We start from the raw sequence: 15,021 nt of genomic DNA on the forward strand, positions 1-15,021 counted from the left end.
TCCCTCTCCCGCCCGCGGGTGAGGGACCCGTCGCCGCGTGCGGCAGTTATACTCGTCAACGGTCTCACCGCATCGAAAGGTCCCCCTTGGAAATTCTGCAGGTCATCCTGCAGGTGCTGCTCGGAATCACGAGCCTCCTGCTGACCCTCCTCATCTTGCTGCACCGCGGTCGCGGCGGTGGTCTGTCCGACATGTTCGGCGGCGGCGTCACGAGCAACCTCGGCGCGTCCGGGGTCGCCGAGCGCAACCTGAACCGCATCACCGTGTTCCTCGGGCTCGTCTGGATCACGTGCATCGTGGTCCTGGGCCTCATCACGAAGTTCTCGGCGGTCAGCTGATGGCCTCGGGAGGAAGCGCCATCCGCGGCTCGCGCGTCGGCGCCGGCCCCATGGGCGAGCAGGACCGCGGGTACCACGCCGAGCGTGTGACCATCTCGTACTGGGACGCCCTGGGCAACGAGGTCGTCCGCCACTTCGCGGCGAACGTTCCTGACGAAGAGATCCCCGAGACGGTGGACTCGCCGTCGAGCGGACTCCCCGCGGGGCGCGACAAGGCCAACCCGCCGACCGTCGCCAAGCTCGAGCCCTACAAGACGCACCTCGCGTACGTGAAGGAGCGGCGCTCGGAGGAGGAGGCGGCCCAGCTCCTGGAAGAGGCGCTGCAGCAGCTGCGCGTCCGCAGAGGCAAGGCCTAGCCAGACATCGCGACCGGTCCCCTCCGGCCGCTCACAGGAGAAGCCCCGCAGCAGAGCTGCGGGGCTTCTCTCGTTCCCGGGCCTGGTCCTGACGAGGACCAGGCCCGTCCGTCTCAGTACGTCGAGGCGATGAGGTTCTCGGGGACCTCGGACGCGGCGTCGCTGTCCACGAAGAAGACCGTGCGCTTGCGGCCCTTCACGCCGGCCACGGGGACCTGGTCGGCACCGGCACCCGCGAGAGCAAGGCCCAGCGACGAGGCCTTCTCCGCGCCGGCCAGGATCATCCAGACACGCTGCGAGTTGTTGATGACCGGGAGGCTCAGCGTGAGGCGGACGGGCGGCGGCTTGGGGGAGTCGTCGACCGTGAGCACGGTGGGCCCGCTCATGCGCACCTGTTGCGCGTCGGGGAAGAGCGACGCGACGTGGCCGTCGGGCCCGACGCCGAGCAGGGTGATGTCGAAGCGAGGTGCGTCATCGTCGCCCTGCGCGTGCTCGAGCAGCTCTGCCCGGTAGGCGACCGCGGCTGCCTCGACATCGTCGAAGTCGCCGACCGCACCGAACCGGTGCACGTTCTGCGGCTCGACCCCGATGTGCCCCAGCAGGTCGATCTCGGCCTGACGATCGTTGCGGTCGGCGTGGCCGCCCTCGACCCAGCGTTCGTCGGCCCACCAGAACGAGACCTTCGACCAGTCGACGCTGTCGCGCGCCGGGGAGGCGTTGATCGCGGCGAGCACGACCGTGCTGACCGACCCGCCGCTGACGACGACCGAGGCGTAGTTCTGCTCCTCCAGCACGTCGATGATCTTGGTGATGAAGCGCGCGGCGACCGAGGCGCCCAGCGATTCCTTGTCGGGGTGAACCAGCACCCGGCGTTCGTTGCTCACTGTGTCAGTCTGCCTTAGTTCTCGACGGGCTCGGCCAGCTGGCGGACACCCTGCTTCACGACCTCGCCGAAGAGGTCGTCGGGGTCGAGTCTACGGAGTTCCTCAGCCAGGCAGTCACGCAACGACCGGCGTGGCAGCGACAGGTCGTGGGTGGGCTGATCGGGCTGCGTCAACGTGGCCACGTCGACGACGGCGCGCTCCAGCACGATGGCTCCGGAGGGGCGGACGAGCCTGACTCCGTGGATGCCGCTGGAGCCGTTGCCCCGCGTCAGCTCGTTCAGGACCGGCACCTGCAGCTGCAGCCGGAGCCACGCCGCGAGCAGCAAGGTGGACGGCGAGTCCGGCGCCCCGTCGACACGGACCTCGGTGACGGGCTCGTACGGCGGCTGGTCGAGGACGGCTGCCAGCTGCGTACGCCAGAGCGTGAGACGCGTCCAGGCGAAGTCGGTGTCGCCCGGCTGGTACGTCTCGGCCAGGTCGACGATGCTCTGGCGAGGGTCCTGCTGACTGGCCGCGTCGGTGATCCGGCGCTGGGCGATGCGGCCGAGAGCCGACTCGGCCACGACCTCGGGAGCGCGTCCGGGCCACCAGACGACGACCGGGGCATCCGGCAGCAGGAGACCGGTGACCAGCCCCTCCTCGTCGCTCGCGGTGTCGCCGTAGGCACGCAACAGGATGACCTCGCTGGCCCCGGCGTCGCCGCCGACCCGGATCTGGGCGTCGAGCCGGGGCTCCTCGTCGTCGCCGCCCGGAGCGGTCGACACGACGATGACGCGCATGGGGTGCTCACGAGACGCGTCGTTCGCGGCCTCGATGGCCTCCTCCTCCTCACCGTGGCTCGTCGAGATGATGAGGGTGAGCACGCGCCCGAGCGCGACGACACCGCCCTCCTCGCGGATGGTGACGAGCGTCTTCTGCACTCGGCTGATGGTGCTGGCGGGCAGATCGACGATCACGGGCGTCTCCAGGTACGGCCGTCACGGGCCATGAGTTCATCGGCGGACTGGGGGCCCCACGTTCCGGGGCGGTACTGCTCGGGCTGGCCCTGGGTCGCCCAGAACTCCTCGATCGGGTCGAGGATCTTCCAGGAGAGCTCGACCTCCTCGTGACGCGGGAAGAGGGGCGGGTCGCCCAGCAGCACGTCGAGGATGAGGCGCTCGTAGGCCTCGGGGCTCGCCTCGGTGAAGGCGTGGCCGTAGCCGAAGTCCATGGTGACGTCGCGCACCTGGGTGCCGATCCCGGGGACCTTCGAGCCGAAGCGGAGGGTGACGCCCTCGTCGGGCTGCACGCGGATGACCAGGGCGTTCTGGCCCAGCGAGGTCTGCGTGCCGAAGATGTTCTCGGGCACCTGCTTGAAGACCACGGCGATCTCGGTGACGCGACGCCCGAGGCGCTTGCCGGCCCGCAGGTAGAAGGGCACGCCGGCCCAGCGGCGAGTCGCGATCTCGAGCTTGACCGCCGCGAACGTCTCGGTGACGCTCTCGGGGTTCATCCCCTCCTCGTCGAGGAACCCCAGCACCTTCTCGCCGCCCTGCCAGCCCCCGGAGTACTGGCCACGGGCGGTGCCTGCGGCGATGTCCTCGGGGATGCGCACCGCGGAGAGCACCTTCTCCTTCTCGGCACGGAGGTGAGACGCCGCGAACGTGACCGGCTCCTCCATGGCAGTGAGGGCCAGGAGCTGGAGGAGGTGGTTCTGGATGACGTCGCGGGCGGCACCGATGCCGTCGTAGTAGCCGGCACGGCCGCCGACCCCGATGTCCTCCGCCATCGTGATCTGGACGTGGTCGACGTAGTTCGAGTTCCAGAGGGGCTCGTACATCTGGTTGGCGAAGCGGAGGGTCAGGAGGTTCTGGACCGTCTCCTTGCCCAGGTAGTGGTCGATGCGGAAGACCGAGTCGGGCTCGAAGACGCTCTCGACCACGGCGTTCAGCTCGCGGGCGGTCTTGAGGTCGCTGCCGAACGGCTTCTCGATGACCACCCGACGCCACGCGCCGTCCTTCTCCTCGGCCAGGCCGCTGCTGCGCAGCTGCTCGGTGACCATCGGGAAGGCCTTGGGCGGGATCGAGAGGTAGAAGGCGTGGTTGCCCATCGTGCCGCGCTCCCGGTCGAGATCCTCGATCGTGTCCTTGAGGCGCGTGAACGAGTCGGCGTCGTCGAAGGTGCCCTGCACGAAGCGGAAGCCCTCCTTCAGCTGCCGCCAGACGTCCTCGTCGAAGGGGGTACGGGCGTGCTGCTTGACGGCCTCGTAGACCACCTGCTCGAAGTCCTGGCCCTCGAACTCGCGGCGGGCGAACCCGACGAGCGCGAATCCGGGCGGCAGCAGGCCGCGGTGGGCGAGGTCGTACACGGCGGGCATGAGCTTCTTGCGCGACAGGTCGCCGGTGACGCCGAAGATGATGAGGCCGCTGGGCCCGGCGATCCGGTTGAGGCGTCGATCGGAGGGCAGCCGCAGGGGGTTGTGCTCCGGCGTGATCTCGACGGGTGACATCGTGGGGGTTCCTTCAGGGTCGTTCTCTCGGGCACGGTCTCACGTCACGTGGTCGTCGTGACCACGGCGAAGGGGGCCGGCGTCCTCTCGGACACCGGCCCCCTCGTGCTCAGCGGACTGCGGCGAGCAGCGCGGGCAGTGCGCCCGCCACGTCGTCGACGGTCAGCCTGAGCACCGGACGACCGTGGTCGGCGAGCACGGTGGCGTCCCCGGCGGCCTGGGCCTGGACGAGCTGACCGAACGTGAACGGGCTCTCCGGGATCTCCAGGTCGGTCGCGGCCGTCTGGGTGATCTGCAGGAACACGCCGTTGGCGGGCCCGCCCTTGTGGTACTGGCCCGTGGAGTGCAGGAAGCGAGGTCCCCACCCGAAGGTGACGGGTCGCTGCGTGCGCGCCGCGAGAACGTCGCGGAGCTCCTCGAGCTGCGGGTAGGCCACGCGGTCGGCGTAGGCCTGGATCGACAGGTAGCCGTCCTCGGTCAGCGCCGACAGGAGGGCCGAGACGGCCGACTCGAGCGAGTCGCCGAGCTCGACGCCGCCGACCTCGCGGACCTCGACGCCCTCGGCGGTGAACGCCGGGGGAGTCGGGGCAGGACGGTCGTCGAGGAGGGCACGCGTGGCGACCTTGGCCGACTCGACGTCGGGCTGGTCGAACGGGTTGATGTCGAGCAGGCGCCCGGCCACCGCGACCGCGTACTCCCAGACCATGATCTGGCCACCGAGCGAGCCGGAGATCTCGACCTCGCCGGGCGCGACCTCACGGGTCTCCGCCGCGTTCGCGACCAGGCGGACGACCTGCACGTCGTGCAGGCCCAGGCTGATCTCAGGAGCGTCCTTGCCCAGGACGACGGGCAGGAGGCCGCGGCCCTGCTTGCCGGTCGACTCGGCGATCAGCTGCTCCGCCCAGTCGGGGAACCCGATGATGTGCGTGCCGTCGGCGACGAGGGCGATCTTGTCGCGCAGCGGCGAGGTGCCGGCGAGGACGGCGCCCAGCACGAGGCCGGGGTTGTCCGCGCTGTCCTGAGACAACTCGACCGTGACGGCGTCGGCCTCGGCCAGCAGCTCGCGGATGTCGGCGCCGGCGAGGCCGGACGGCACGAGGCCGAAGGCCGACAGCGCCGAGTAGCGGCCGCCGATGGCGGGGTCGGCGTTGAAGACCCGGTAGCCGGCCTCACGAGCCTGCCCGTCGAGGGGCGAGCCCGGGTCGGTGACGACGACGATGCGCTCGACGGGGTCGATGCCGGCGTCGCGGAAGGCCTTCTCGAAGGTCTTGCGCTGGCTGGCGGTCTCGACGGTCGAGCCGGACTTCGACGACACGACGAGCACGGTCCGCTCGAGGCGGTCGTGCAGAGCCGTGAGGACCTGGCCGGGCTCCGTGGCGTCGAGCACGGTCAGCTCGACGCCGTAGGTGCGCGTGATGACCTCGGGGGCCAGCGACGAGCCGCCCATGCCCGCGAGCACGACGTGGTCGACGCCCTTCGCGGCGAGCTCCTCGCGCAGCGCGTCGATCTCGTCGAGGAGGGGCGTGGAGACCACGACGGCCTCGGTCCAGCCGAGGCGCTTGGCCGACTCCTCCTCGGCGTCCGGGCCCCAGAGGGTGGGGTTCTGCGCCGTGATGCCGGAGGCGACGAGGTCGCTGACCAGCTGGGGCACGACGGTCTCGACGGCGGTGGCCGCGTCGCCGCTCGCGGCGATCGTGATGGTCACTTGGCGTCCTCGGCGGTGGGCTTCGAGGACTCGAGGGCCGCGGTCACGGTGTCGAGCAGCTCGTTCCAGGAGACGATGAACTTCTCCACGCCCTCCTTCTCGAGCAGCTCGGTGACCTCGTCGTACGAGACGCCCTGGGCCGCGATCGCGTCCATGACCTCGTTGGCGGAGGCGTAGGAGCCGCTGATCGAGTCGCCGCGGACCTCGCCGTGGTCGAAGGTCGCCTCGAGGGTCTTCTCGGGCATCGTGTTCACGACGTCGGCGGCGACGAGCTCGACCACGTAGGTCGTGTCGAGGACGGCAGGGTCCTTGACGCCGGTCGAGGCCCAGAGGGGACGCTGCCTGTTGGCGCCGGCGGCGAGCAGGCCCTTCGCGCGCTCGGTGTCGAAGGCCTGGACGTAGGCCTCGTAGGCGAGCTGGGCGTTCGCGACGCCCGCCTTGCCCTTGAGGGCCTTCGCCTCGTCGGTGCCGACGGCCTCGAGGCGCTTGTCGATCTCGCTGTCGACGCGCGACACGAAGAACGACGCGACGGAGTGGATCTCGCTGATGTCGATGCCCGCGGCCTTGGCCTGCTCGAGACCGGTGAGGTAGGCGTTGATGACCGCTCGGTAGCGCTCGAGGCTGAAGATCAGGGTGACGTTGACGCTGATGCCCTTGGCGATCACGGCGGTGATGGCCTCGAGGCCCTCGACCGTCGCGGGGATCTTGATGAGCGCGTTGGGACGGCCCACCTTGGCGGCGAGCTTGACGGCCTGGTCGATGGTGCCCTGCGCGTCGTGCGCGAGGCCCGGCTCGACCTCGATCGACACGCGGCCGTCGAAGCCCTTGGTGTCGTCGTAGATGCCGCGGAAGATGTCGCAGGCGCGGGTGACGTCGTCGGTCGTGATCTCGAAGACGGCGTCGGTGACGCTCACGCCGGTCTTGGCGAGCAGCGCAACCTGGTCGTCGTACGCCTCGCCCTTGGCGAGTGCCGAGGCGAAGATGGTCGGGTTCGTGGTGACGCCCACGACGTTGCGCTCGGCGATCAGCTTCTCGAGGCCGCCGGCGTTGATGCGCTCACGCGAGAGGTCGTCGAGCCAGATGCTGACGCCGGCTGCGGAGAGCTGTGCGGTGTTCGTGTCGGTCATGTCGTTCTCTTCTCTCGTGCCGGCGCTCAGAGAGCGGCCAGCGAGTCCTTGACGGCGGCCACGGCGGCTTCGGTGGTGATCCCGAACTCGCGGTAGAGCGTCTTGTAGTCGGCGGAGGCGCCGAAGTGCTCGATGGAGATGCTGCGCCCGGCGTCGCCGACGATGCCGCGCCACGGGAGCGCGACGCCTGCCTCGATCGAGACGCGGGCCTTGACGGCGGCCGGGAGGACCGCCTCCTTGTACTCGGCGCTCTGCTCGTCGAACCACTCGAGGCTGGGGGCCGACACCACACGGGCGTTGATGCCCTCGCCGCGCAGGACCTCACGGGCCTCGACGGCGATCTGCACCTCGGAGCCCGTCGCGATCAGGATCACGTCGGGCGTGCCGCCGGGAGCCTCGGCGAGGACGTAGGCGCCCCTGGCGACGTTCTTGGCCGACGCGAAGGTGTCGCCCTCAGCGTCGCCGTCCCCGCGCTCGAAGACGGGCAGGTTCTGGCGGCTGAGCGCCAGGCCGGCCGGGCCGTCGAAGCGGTCGAGGATGGTCTTCCAGGCCCAGGCCGTCTCGTTGGCGTCGGCGGGGCGCACGACGGCGAAGTCGGGGATGGCGCGCAGGGCGGCGAGCTGCTCGACCGGCTGGTGGGTCGGGCCGTCCTCGCCGAGCGCGACGGAGTCGTGGGTCCAGACGTACGTCACCGGCGACTTCATCAGGGCGGCGAGACGCACGGCAGGGCGCATGTAGTCGCTGAAGATGAGGAACGTGCCGCCGAACACCCGCGTGTTGCCGTGCAGGGCGATGCCGTTCATGATCGAGCCCATGGCGTGCTCGCGGATGCCGAAGTGCAGCACGCGACCGTAGGGATTGCCCTGCCACTCGTGGGTCGACCACTCGGTCGGCACGAACGAGCCGCCGCCGTTGATGGTCGTCAGGTTCGACTCGGCGAGGTCGGCCGAGCCGCCCCAGAACTCGGGGACGACGCCGGCGATGGCGTTGATGACCTTGCCGGAGGCGGCTCGGGTCGAGACCTCCTTGTCGGTCGGGAAGACCGGCAGCGCCTCGTCGAGGCCCTCCGGCAGCTCGCCCTTGAGGACGCGGTCGAGGAGGGTCTTCTTGTCGGGGTTGGCCGAGGCCCACTCGTCGAACGACGTGCGCCACTCGGCGTGCTGCGCCTGGCCGCGCTCGACGGCCTTGCGGGTGTGCTCGAGGACCTCGGGGGCGACGTCGAAGGTCTTCTCGGGGTCGAAGCCGAGGACTTCCTTCAGGCCCGCGAGTTCTTCGGCGCCGAGCGCCGAGCCGTGGATCTTGCCGGAGTTCTGCTTCTTGGGCGAGGGCCAGCCGATGATCGTCTTGAGGATGATCAGCGAGGGCTTGCTCGTCTCGGCCTTGGCGGCCTCGATCGCGTCGTTGAGGGCGGCGACGTCCTCGACGTACTCGCCCGTCTTCTTCCAGTCGACGACCTGGACCTGCCAGTCGTACGCCTCGTAGCGCGCGTGCACGTCCTCGGTGAAGGCGATGTTGGTGTCGTCCTCGATGGAGATCTGGTTGGAGTCGTAGATCACGACGAGGTTGCCGAGCTGCTGGTGGCCGGCGAGCGACGACGCCTCGCTGGTGACGCCCTCCTGCAGGTCGCCGTCGCCGGCGATGACGTAGACGAAGTGGTCGAACGGCGAGGTGCCGACGGCGGCCTCGGGGTCGAACAGGCCGCGCTCGAAGCGTGCGGCGTAGGCCATGCCCACGGCGGACGCGAGGCCCTGGCCGAGCGGGCCCGTGGTGATCTCGACACCGTCGGTGTGGCCGTACTCGGGGTGGCCGGGCGTCTTCGAGCCCCAGGTGCGCAGCGCCTTGAGGTCGTCGAGCTCGAGGCCGTAGCCACCGAGGTAGAACTGGACGTACTGGGTGAGCGAGCTGTGCCCGACCGAGAGGACGAAGCGGTCGCGGCCGATCCACTCGCTGTCGCTGGGGTCACGACGCATGACCTTCTGGAAGAGGAGGTACGCGGCGGGCGCGAGGCTCATCGCCGTCCCCGGGTGGCCGTTGCCGACCTTCTCGACCGAGTCGGCCGCGAGGACGCGGACCGTGTCGACGGCCTTGTTGTCAATGGATTCCCACTGCAGATCTGCCACTTGGAGATGACCCTTCTTGTTGCGAACTGCGCGGGGTCGATTCGCTCCCGCGCTGACATGCGCCTGCCGAGACGTCGTCGGCTGCGGCCGCTCGGGCACGGACCGGAGGTCGCGCGACAGGGAGCCGATGGTTCGATGTCGAGGATTCCGTCGCCGTGCGGGCGTGCGACTGGCAAGCACCTGCAAGTATAGGGACGAAAGGGCTCGCTCCGCCCGCAGGAAGCGCCCCGTTCCGCCGTCAGCGTCGCCGGTCTTCGCCTAGACTCGCTGGTTCGCCTAGACTCTCCGCGCCGAACCCCACATCTCGTCAGAGGGACCAATGACCGCAGCCATCGACACCCGCCCCACCACCGGACCCCGGGGCATCCGTCGCAAGGCTGGCGCCTACGTCGCGCTCACGAAGCCCCGCGTGATGGAGCTGCTGCTCGTCACCACGGCCCCGACCATGTTCCTCGCCCAGGGCGGCGTCCCGAACCTGTGGCTCGTCGCCGCCACCCTCATCGGCGGCGCGCTCAGCGCCGGCTCCGCCTCCGCGTTCAACTGCTACATCGACCGCGACATCGACCGCATCATGAAGCGGACACAGGGCCGGCCGCTCGTCACCGGCGAGGTGACGGACCGGGAGGCGCTGGCGTTCTCCTGGATCGTGGGCCTCGCCTCCATCGTCTGGCTGGCCCTCACGGTCAACCTGCTGTCGGCGGCGCTGTCGCTCGGCGCGATCCTCTTCTACGTGGTCGTCTACACGCTGTGGCTCAAGCGCCGCACGCCGCAGAACATCGTCTGGGGCGGCATCGCCGGGTGCATGCCCGTCCTGATCGGCTGGGCCGCCGTCACGAACGACCTCAGCTGGCCGCCGGTCATCCTCTTCATGGTGATCTTCCTCTGGACGCCGCCGCACTACTGGCCCCTCTCCATGAAGTACCGGGACGACTACGCCGCCGCGTCGGTGCCCATGCTCGCCGTCGTCCGCGGCCGGTCGTCCGTCGGCCTCCAGGTGATCCTCTACGCGTGGGCCACCGTCGCCTGCTCGCTGTTGCTCGTCCCCGTCGCCCACATGGGCGTGCTCTACACGGTCGTCGCCCTCGCGAGCGGCACCTGGTTCGTGTGGGAGTCGCACCGCCTGTACAGCCGTGCGATCCAGCACGTCGCCGAGGTCCGTCCGATGCGCGTGTTCCACAGCTCGATCACCTACCTGACGCTGCTCTTCATCGCCGTCGGCATCGATCCGCTGCTGCCGTTCTAAGGCGCCCGGTGACCTCCGGCACCGAGGACGTCCTCGACTGGACCGTCCGAGAGGGGCGACCCGACGACGTCGACGCACTCGCCGACCTCAAGCTCGCCGCCCTCGAGCCCGACCTGAAGCGTGCGGGTGTCTGGCGTCCGCCATACAACCGTGCGCGCTTCGAGCGCGAGTTCGTGCCGACCGAGACCCGCGTGGTCGAGGCCGAGGGGTGCCTCCTCGGCTGCCTGGCCGTGCACCCCGAGGGTGACGACGTCTGGCTGCGCCACTTCTACCTGGCCGAGGAGGTGCGCGGCCGGGGAATCGGTACGCGCCTGCTCACGGAGGCGCTCGCCTCGCTCGGACCGCGGCCCGTCCTGCTCGACGTGCTGACGGGCAGCCGCGCGGGGGGCCTGTACCTCCGGCACGGCTTCGTCGCGGTCGAGGACGACGGCGTCGACGTCATCATGCGGCGGGACGCACCGGACGCCCCGGACGGGCCCGACGCATCGGACGCGTCCGGCGCTCCGGCCGTCGTGGCCGCTCAGACGCGGACGGACTCCGCGGAGTCGACCGTCAGCTGAGCCTCGGACGGGCTCTGGTCCTCACGCAGCGAGAGGACGAGTGCGGTCGTCGCGGCGACCAGGAGGGCTGCCAGCACCATGTGCGAGCCGACGAGGAGCGGCGGCAGGCCCGTGCGCGCCTGGGCGATGCCCACGGCGATCTGGACGAGCTCGACGCCGAGGAGCGCGAGGGGGAACCGGCGCGGGAGACCGGTGCGGAGAGTCCAGACGACGACCGCGAGGGTCAGCGCGAGGGTCGCGTAGGCGGGCCAGCTGTGCACGTGGTCCATCACGGCAGGGTCGAGGCCGTTGCGGGGCGTGGCCGCGTCGCCGGCGTGCGGTCCGGAGCCGGTGGTGAGGACGCCGACGACCACGGTCAGGAGGACGACGCCGGACAGCACGTGCACGAGCCGGGCGTAGGCCGGGGGAGTCGCCGCGTGGTGCCCGCGCGGCCCGCGGAGCACCCGCCAGACGAGCACCGTCGACAGGGCCACGAGGGCGATCGAAACGAGGAAGTGCGCCCCGACGATGTAGGGGTTGAGACCGGTGAGCACGGTGATGCCGCCCAGCACCGCCTGGAGCGGGATGCTCATGCCCTGGGCGAAGGTCAGCCAGAAGAGCTCCCGACGCTGCTTGCGCATGCGAAGGACGAAGAGGAACGCGAGCACGACGACCGCAGTGAGGACGAAGGTGAGGAGGCGGTTGCCGAACTCGATCACCCCGTGGATGCCCATCTCGGGCGTGCTCACGAACGAGTCGGCGGTGCAGCGCGGCCACGTGGGGCAGCCGAGACCCGACCCGGTCAGCCGCACCGCGCCTCCGGTGCCGATCAGCAGGACCTGGCAGACCAGCGAGGCCCAGGCGATGAACCGGACGCGTCGGTCGGTCGTCGTCGGCAGCCACCGCCAGAGACGCGTCACGGGTCCGGGTCGGGTCACCTGTGCGTTGCTCACGAGTTGCTGCCTTTCGTCACATCCGCCGCTCTGCCCTGTAGAATCGATGAGTTCAGGGACACACCCGACACGGGCGTCGACGACGACGCCCGAGGGCCGTGGGATCCGCAGAAGCGGTACGCGGACCTCACATCAGTCTAGGCAACGCCGGCTCCGCCTCCGCTCCACGCAGGCAGCCGTCGCAGCTCGACCGGGAGTCCGTCTCGCAGCGCGAGCAGCTGGGCCCCCATCCGACGGGGAATGGTCACGACCCGACCCACGTTCGGCCCAGCAGAGAAAGAGGTAGTCATGTCAGACGTGTTGATCGACCGACCAGAGCTCGAGAGCCTGGGGCAGTACGAGTTCGGCTGGTCCGACTCCGACGCAGCGGGCGCCTCCGCGCGCCGTGGCGTCTCGCCCGAGGTGGTGACCGACATCTCGGCGCTCAAGAGCGAGCCGGAGTGGATGCTGAAGAACCGGCTCAAGGGCCTGGCGCTCTTCGAGCGGAAGCCCATGCCGACCTGGGGCGCCGACCTCTCCGGCATCGACTTCGACAACATCAAGTACTTCGTCCGCTCCACCGAGAAGCAGGCGACGACGTGGGAGGAACTCCCCGACGACATCAAGAACACGTACGAGAAGCTCGGCATCCCCGAGGCAGAGCGCAACCGTCTCGTCGCGGGCGTCGCCGCCCAGTACGAGTCCGAGGTCGTCTACCACCAGATCCGCGAGGACCTGGAGGAGCAGGGCGTCATCTTCATGGACACCGACACGGCCCTCCGCGAGCACCCCGAGATCTTCCAGGAGTACTTCGGCACGGTCATCCCGGCCGGCGACAACAAGTTCGCCGCGCTGAACACGGCCGTCTGGTCGGGCGGCTCGTTCGTCTACGTGCCGAAGGGCGTCCGGGTCGAGATCCCGCTGCAGGCCTACTTCCGCATCAACACCGAGAACATGGGCCAGTTCGAGCGGACGCTGATCATCGCCGACGAGGGCAGCTACGTCCACTACATCGAGGGCTGCACGGCGCCGATCTACAAGAGCGACTCGCTCCACTCGGCCGTCGTCGAGATCATCGTGAAGAAGAACGCCCGCGTGCGCTACACGACGATCCAGAACTGGTCGAACAACGTCTACAACCTCGTGACGAAGCGCGCCATCGCCCACGAGGGCGCGACCATGGAGTGGATCGACGGGAACATCGGCTCGAAGGTGACGATGAAGTACCCCTCCATCTACCTCGTCGGCGAGCACGCCAAGGGCGAGACCCTGTCCGTCGCCTTCGCCGGCCCCGGCCAGCACCAGGACGCCGGCGCGAAGATGATCCACATGGCGCCCTACACGACGTCGTCGATCGTCTCGAAGTCGATCGCCCGAGGGGGCGGCCGTGCCGGGTACCGCGGCGAGGTCCGCGTCGACGACGCGGCACACCACTCGGCGAACACGGTGCGCTGCGACGCACTGCTGGTCGACACCATCTCGCGCTCCGACACCTACCCGGCGATCGACATCCGTGTCGACGACGTGCAGCTCGGCCACGAGGCGACGGTGTCCCGGGTCAGCGAGGAACAGCTCTTCTACCTCATGTCGCGAGGCATGGCGGAGGACGAGGCAATGGCCATGATCGTGCGCGGGTTCATCGAGCCGATCGCCCGGGAGCTGCCGATGGAGTACGCGCTCGAGCTCAACAAGCTCATCGAGATGAGCATGGAAGGATCAGTCGGCTAGATGTCCGCCGCAGCACCCACCACCACAGACACCGCGCCCGAGGGCGTCCAGCACGGCGCAGGGGCGCACAGCGACGGCGGATGGGGCCTCGTGCCCGTCCAGACCCGTTCTGGCCGCTTCCGCTCCACCGACCCCGCGGCCTTCGCGGCCGTCACCGGCCGGGAGGTCGACTGGAAGCTCAGTCCTGTCGACCGCCTCCGTCCGCTCATCGACGGTCCGCTCGACGGCTCGCCGTACGCGTACCTCGCTCGGGAGACCGGCGGGGCCGCCGTCGAATGGCTCGACCGGGCCGACGCCCGCGTCGGGCGTGCCGGCGCGCCGGAGGACAAGGCCTCGGCCAACGCCTGGGCGTCGACCGAAAAGGTCCTCGCCGTGACCCTGACCGGGGACGAGCCGTCCACGGTCACGATCGGCCGGAGCGGCCTCGACCGCGAGCCTCGTGCCGGCCACACCGTCATCCACGCGACGGCGAACACCCGCTCGATGGTCGTGCTCCGCAACACCGGCTCGGCGCAGCTCGTCGAGAACGTCGAGATCGTCGTCGACGACGGTGCGCACCTGACCGTCGTCACCCTGCAGGAGTGGGACGACGACGCGATCCACCTGGCGAGCCACTTCGCCACGATCGGTCGCGACGCGCAGCTGAAGCACTTCGTCGTCTCGCTCGGCGGCTCGGTCGTGCGGGTCAACCCCTCGGCCCACCTGGCCGGGCAGGGCTCGGACACCGAGCTCTACGGCGTGTACTTCGCCGACGCGGGCCAGCACCTCGAGCAGCAGGTCTACGTGCACCACGACGCTCCGAACAGCCGCAGCCGGGTCAACTACAAGGGCGCGCTGCAGGGCGTGGGCGCCCGCACGGTCTGGATCGGCGACGTCCTGATCGCGCGCACGGCGCCCGGGACCGACAGCTACGAGCAGAACCGCAACCTCGTCCTCAGCGAAGGCACGCGGGCGGACTCGATCCCGAACCTGGAGATCGAGACGGGCGACATCGCCGGAGCGGGCCACGCCAGCGCCACCGGCCGGTTCGACGACGAGCACCTCTTCTACCTGCAGTCCCGGGGCATCTCGGAGCACGAGGCTCGCCGTCTCGTCGTCCTCGGGTTCCTCAGCGAGGTCGTGCAGAAGATCGGCGAGCCCGAGTTGCAGGAGCGTCTCATCGACGCTCTCGAGGTCGAGCTCACCGCCGGTGAGGGCCTCCCGACGGCAGGCGGCGCCGCCTGATGGCCGGGGTCAAGGTCTGCGGCGTCGACGACGTCACGCCGGCCCAGGCGATGCGCGTCGTCGTCGAGGGGGTCGCCGTCGCCGTCGTCAAGGACAGCTCGGGCGACATCCACGCGATCGGCGACACCTGCACCCACGGCGACATCTCGCTCTCCGAGGGCTTCGTCGAGGACGACACGCTCGAGTGCTGGGCGCACGGCTCCAAGTTCGAGCTGACGACCGGCAAGCCGCTCACCCTCCCTGCCTACGAACCCGTCCCGGTCTTCCGTGTCACCGTCGTCGACGGTGACGTGTACGTCGACACCGCCGCGTCGTCCGCCGACGTCGCACAGTAAGG

The 15,021-nt window shown here is 69.8% G+C and carries 14 protein-coding genes; 7 read left to right on the forward strand and 7 right to left on the reverse strand.

Annotation, left to right across the window (positions count from 1 at the left end):
- Positions 1-86 precede the first annotated feature (86 nt).
- A complete protein-coding gene (gene secG, locus ES689_RS04760) occupies positions 87-338 on the forward strand; it encodes a preprotein translocase subunit SecG (RefSeq protein WP_056054823.1) in 252 nt (83 codons plus the stop codon).
- Positions 338-694, forward strand: coding sequence for an RNA polymerase-binding protein RbpA (locus ES689_RS04765; protein ID WP_123545816.1), 357 nt, complete (start codon positions 338-340; stop codon positions 692-694). The genes secG and ES689_RS04765 overlap by 1 nt, the downstream gene beginning before the upstream one ends.
- Positions 695-807: 113 nt before the next feature.
- On the opposite strand, the gene pgl is transcribed toward ES689_RS04765, so the two are convergent.
- The 6 genes from pgl to tkt all read right to left on the reverse strand — a co-directional run bounded on the left by pgl (position 808) and on the right by tkt (position 9,018).
- Positions 808-1,578: a 6-phosphogluconolactonase gene (gene pgl, locus ES689_RS04770; protein ID WP_146900844.1), complete on the reverse strand. Its 771-nt coding sequence runs from the start codon at positions 1,576-1,578 to the stop codon at positions 808-810.
- A 14-nt stretch (positions 1,579-1,592) separates the two neighbouring features.
- Entirely contained in the window at positions 1,593-2,534 is a 942-nt protein-coding gene (locus tag ES689_RS04775) for a glucose-6-phosphate dehydrogenase assembly protein OpcA (protein WP_146900847.1), read from the reverse strand.
- Positions 2,531-4,066: a glucose-6-phosphate dehydrogenase gene (gene zwf, locus ES689_RS04780; RefSeq protein ID WP_146900850.1), complete on the reverse strand. Its 1,536-nt coding sequence runs from the start codon at positions 4,064-4,066 to the stop codon at positions 2,531-2,533. Before zwf ends, ES689_RS04775 begins: the two co-directional genes overlap by 4 nt.
- A gap of 109 nt (positions 4,067-4,175) precedes the next feature.
- Entirely contained in the window at positions 4,176-5,771 is a 1,596-nt protein-coding gene (locus tag ES689_RS04785; RefSeq protein ID WP_146900853.1) for a glucose-6-phosphate isomerase, read from the reverse strand.
- Positions 5,768-6,898, reverse strand: coding sequence for a transaldolase (tal, locus tag ES689_RS04790; protein WP_146900856.1), 1,131 nt, complete (start codon positions 6,896-6,898; stop codon positions 5,768-5,770). The genes ES689_RS04785 and tal overlap by 4 nt, the downstream gene beginning before the upstream one ends.
- Positions 6,899-6,924: 26 nt before the next feature.
- Positions 6,925-9,018 carry a transketolase gene (tkt, locus tag ES689_RS04795; RefSeq protein WP_146900859.1) on the reverse strand — a complete coding sequence of 698 codons (2,094 nt, stop codon included), beginning with the start codon at positions 9,016-9,018 and terminating at the stop codon, positions 6,925-6,927.
- Between the two features lie 319 nt (positions 9,019-9,337).
- Between tkt and ES689_RS04800 the strand changes: the two genes are divergently transcribed.
- A complete protein-coding gene (locus ES689_RS04800; protein WP_146900862.1) occupies positions 9,338-10,261 on the forward strand; it encodes a heme o synthase in 924 nt (307 codons plus the stop codon).
- 8 nt (positions 10,262-10,269) lie between these two features.
- A complete protein-coding gene (locus tag ES689_RS04805) occupies positions 10,270-10,821 on the forward strand; it encodes a GNAT family N-acetyltransferase (protein WP_146900865.1) in 552 nt (183 codons plus the stop codon).
- Here the strand turns inward: ES689_RS04805 and ES689_RS04810 are convergent.
- On the reverse strand, positions 10,782-11,753 hold the full coding sequence (locus ES689_RS04810) for a heme A synthase (protein ID WP_223269379.1): 972 nt from the start codon (positions 11,751-11,753) through the stop codon (positions 10,782-10,784). The genes ES689_RS04805 and ES689_RS04810 overlap by 40 nt on opposite strands.
- 288 nt (positions 11,754-12,041) lie before the next feature.
- Here ES689_RS04810 and sufB point away from each other — a divergent pair, with 288 nt between their 5' ends.
- The 3 genes from sufB to ES689_RS04825 are packed head-to-tail and all read left to right on the forward strand — an operon-like array spanning position 12,042 to position 15,019.
- Positions 12,042-13,460 (forward strand): Fe-S cluster assembly protein SufB, encoded by a 1,419-nt coding sequence (gene sufB / locus ES689_RS04815; RefSeq protein ID WP_146900868.1) that lies wholly within the window; start codon positions 12,042-12,044, stop codon positions 13,458-13,460.
- Positions 13,461-14,684, forward strand: coding sequence for a Fe-S cluster assembly protein SufD (gene sufD / locus ES689_RS04820; RefSeq protein ID WP_146900871.1), 1,224 nt, complete (start codon positions 13,461-13,463; stop codon positions 14,682-14,684). It begins immediately after the preceding gene.
- On the forward strand, positions 14,684-15,019 hold the full coding sequence (locus ES689_RS04825) for a non-heme iron oxygenase ferredoxin subunit (RefSeq protein WP_146900873.1): 336 nt from the start codon (positions 14,684-14,686) through the stop codon (positions 15,017-15,019). Before sufD ends, ES689_RS04825 begins: the two co-directional genes overlap by 1 nt.
- The last annotated feature ends 2 nt before the right edge of the window (positions 15,020-15,021 follow it).

This window comes from Frigoribacterium sp. ACAM 257, assembly GCF_007954365.1.
Classification (GTDB): domain Bacteria; phylum Actinomycetota; class Actinomycetes; order Actinomycetales; family Microbacteriaceae; genus Frigoribacterium.

Coding starts and splice junctions, on each gene's coding strand:
- ES689_RS04765 (WP_123545816.1), top strand. CDS start 338: ATGGCCTCGGGAGGAAGCGCCATCCGCGGCTCGCGCGTCGGCGCCGGC.
- zwf (WP_146900850.1), bottom strand. CDS start 4,066: ATGTCACCCGTCGAGATCACGCCGGAGCACAACCCCCTGCGGCTGCCC.
- tal (WP_146900856.1), bottom strand. CDS start 6,898: ATGACCGACACGAACACCGCACAGCTCTCCGCAGCCGGCGTCAGCATC.
- ES689_RS04800 (WP_146900862.1), top strand. CDS start 9,338: ATGACCGCAGCCATCGACACCCGCCCCACCACCGGACCCCGGGGCATC.
- sufB (WP_146900868.1), top strand. CDS start 12,042: ATGTCAGACGTGTTGATCGACCGACCAGAGCTCGAGAGCCTGGGGCAG.
- sufD (WP_146900871.1), top strand. CDS start 13,461: ATGTCCGCCGCAGCACCCACCACCACAGACACCGCGCCCGAGGGCGTC.
- ES689_RS04825 (WP_146900873.1), top strand. CDS start 14,684: ATGGCCGGGGTCAAGGTCTGCGGCGTCGACGACGTCACGCCGGCCCAG.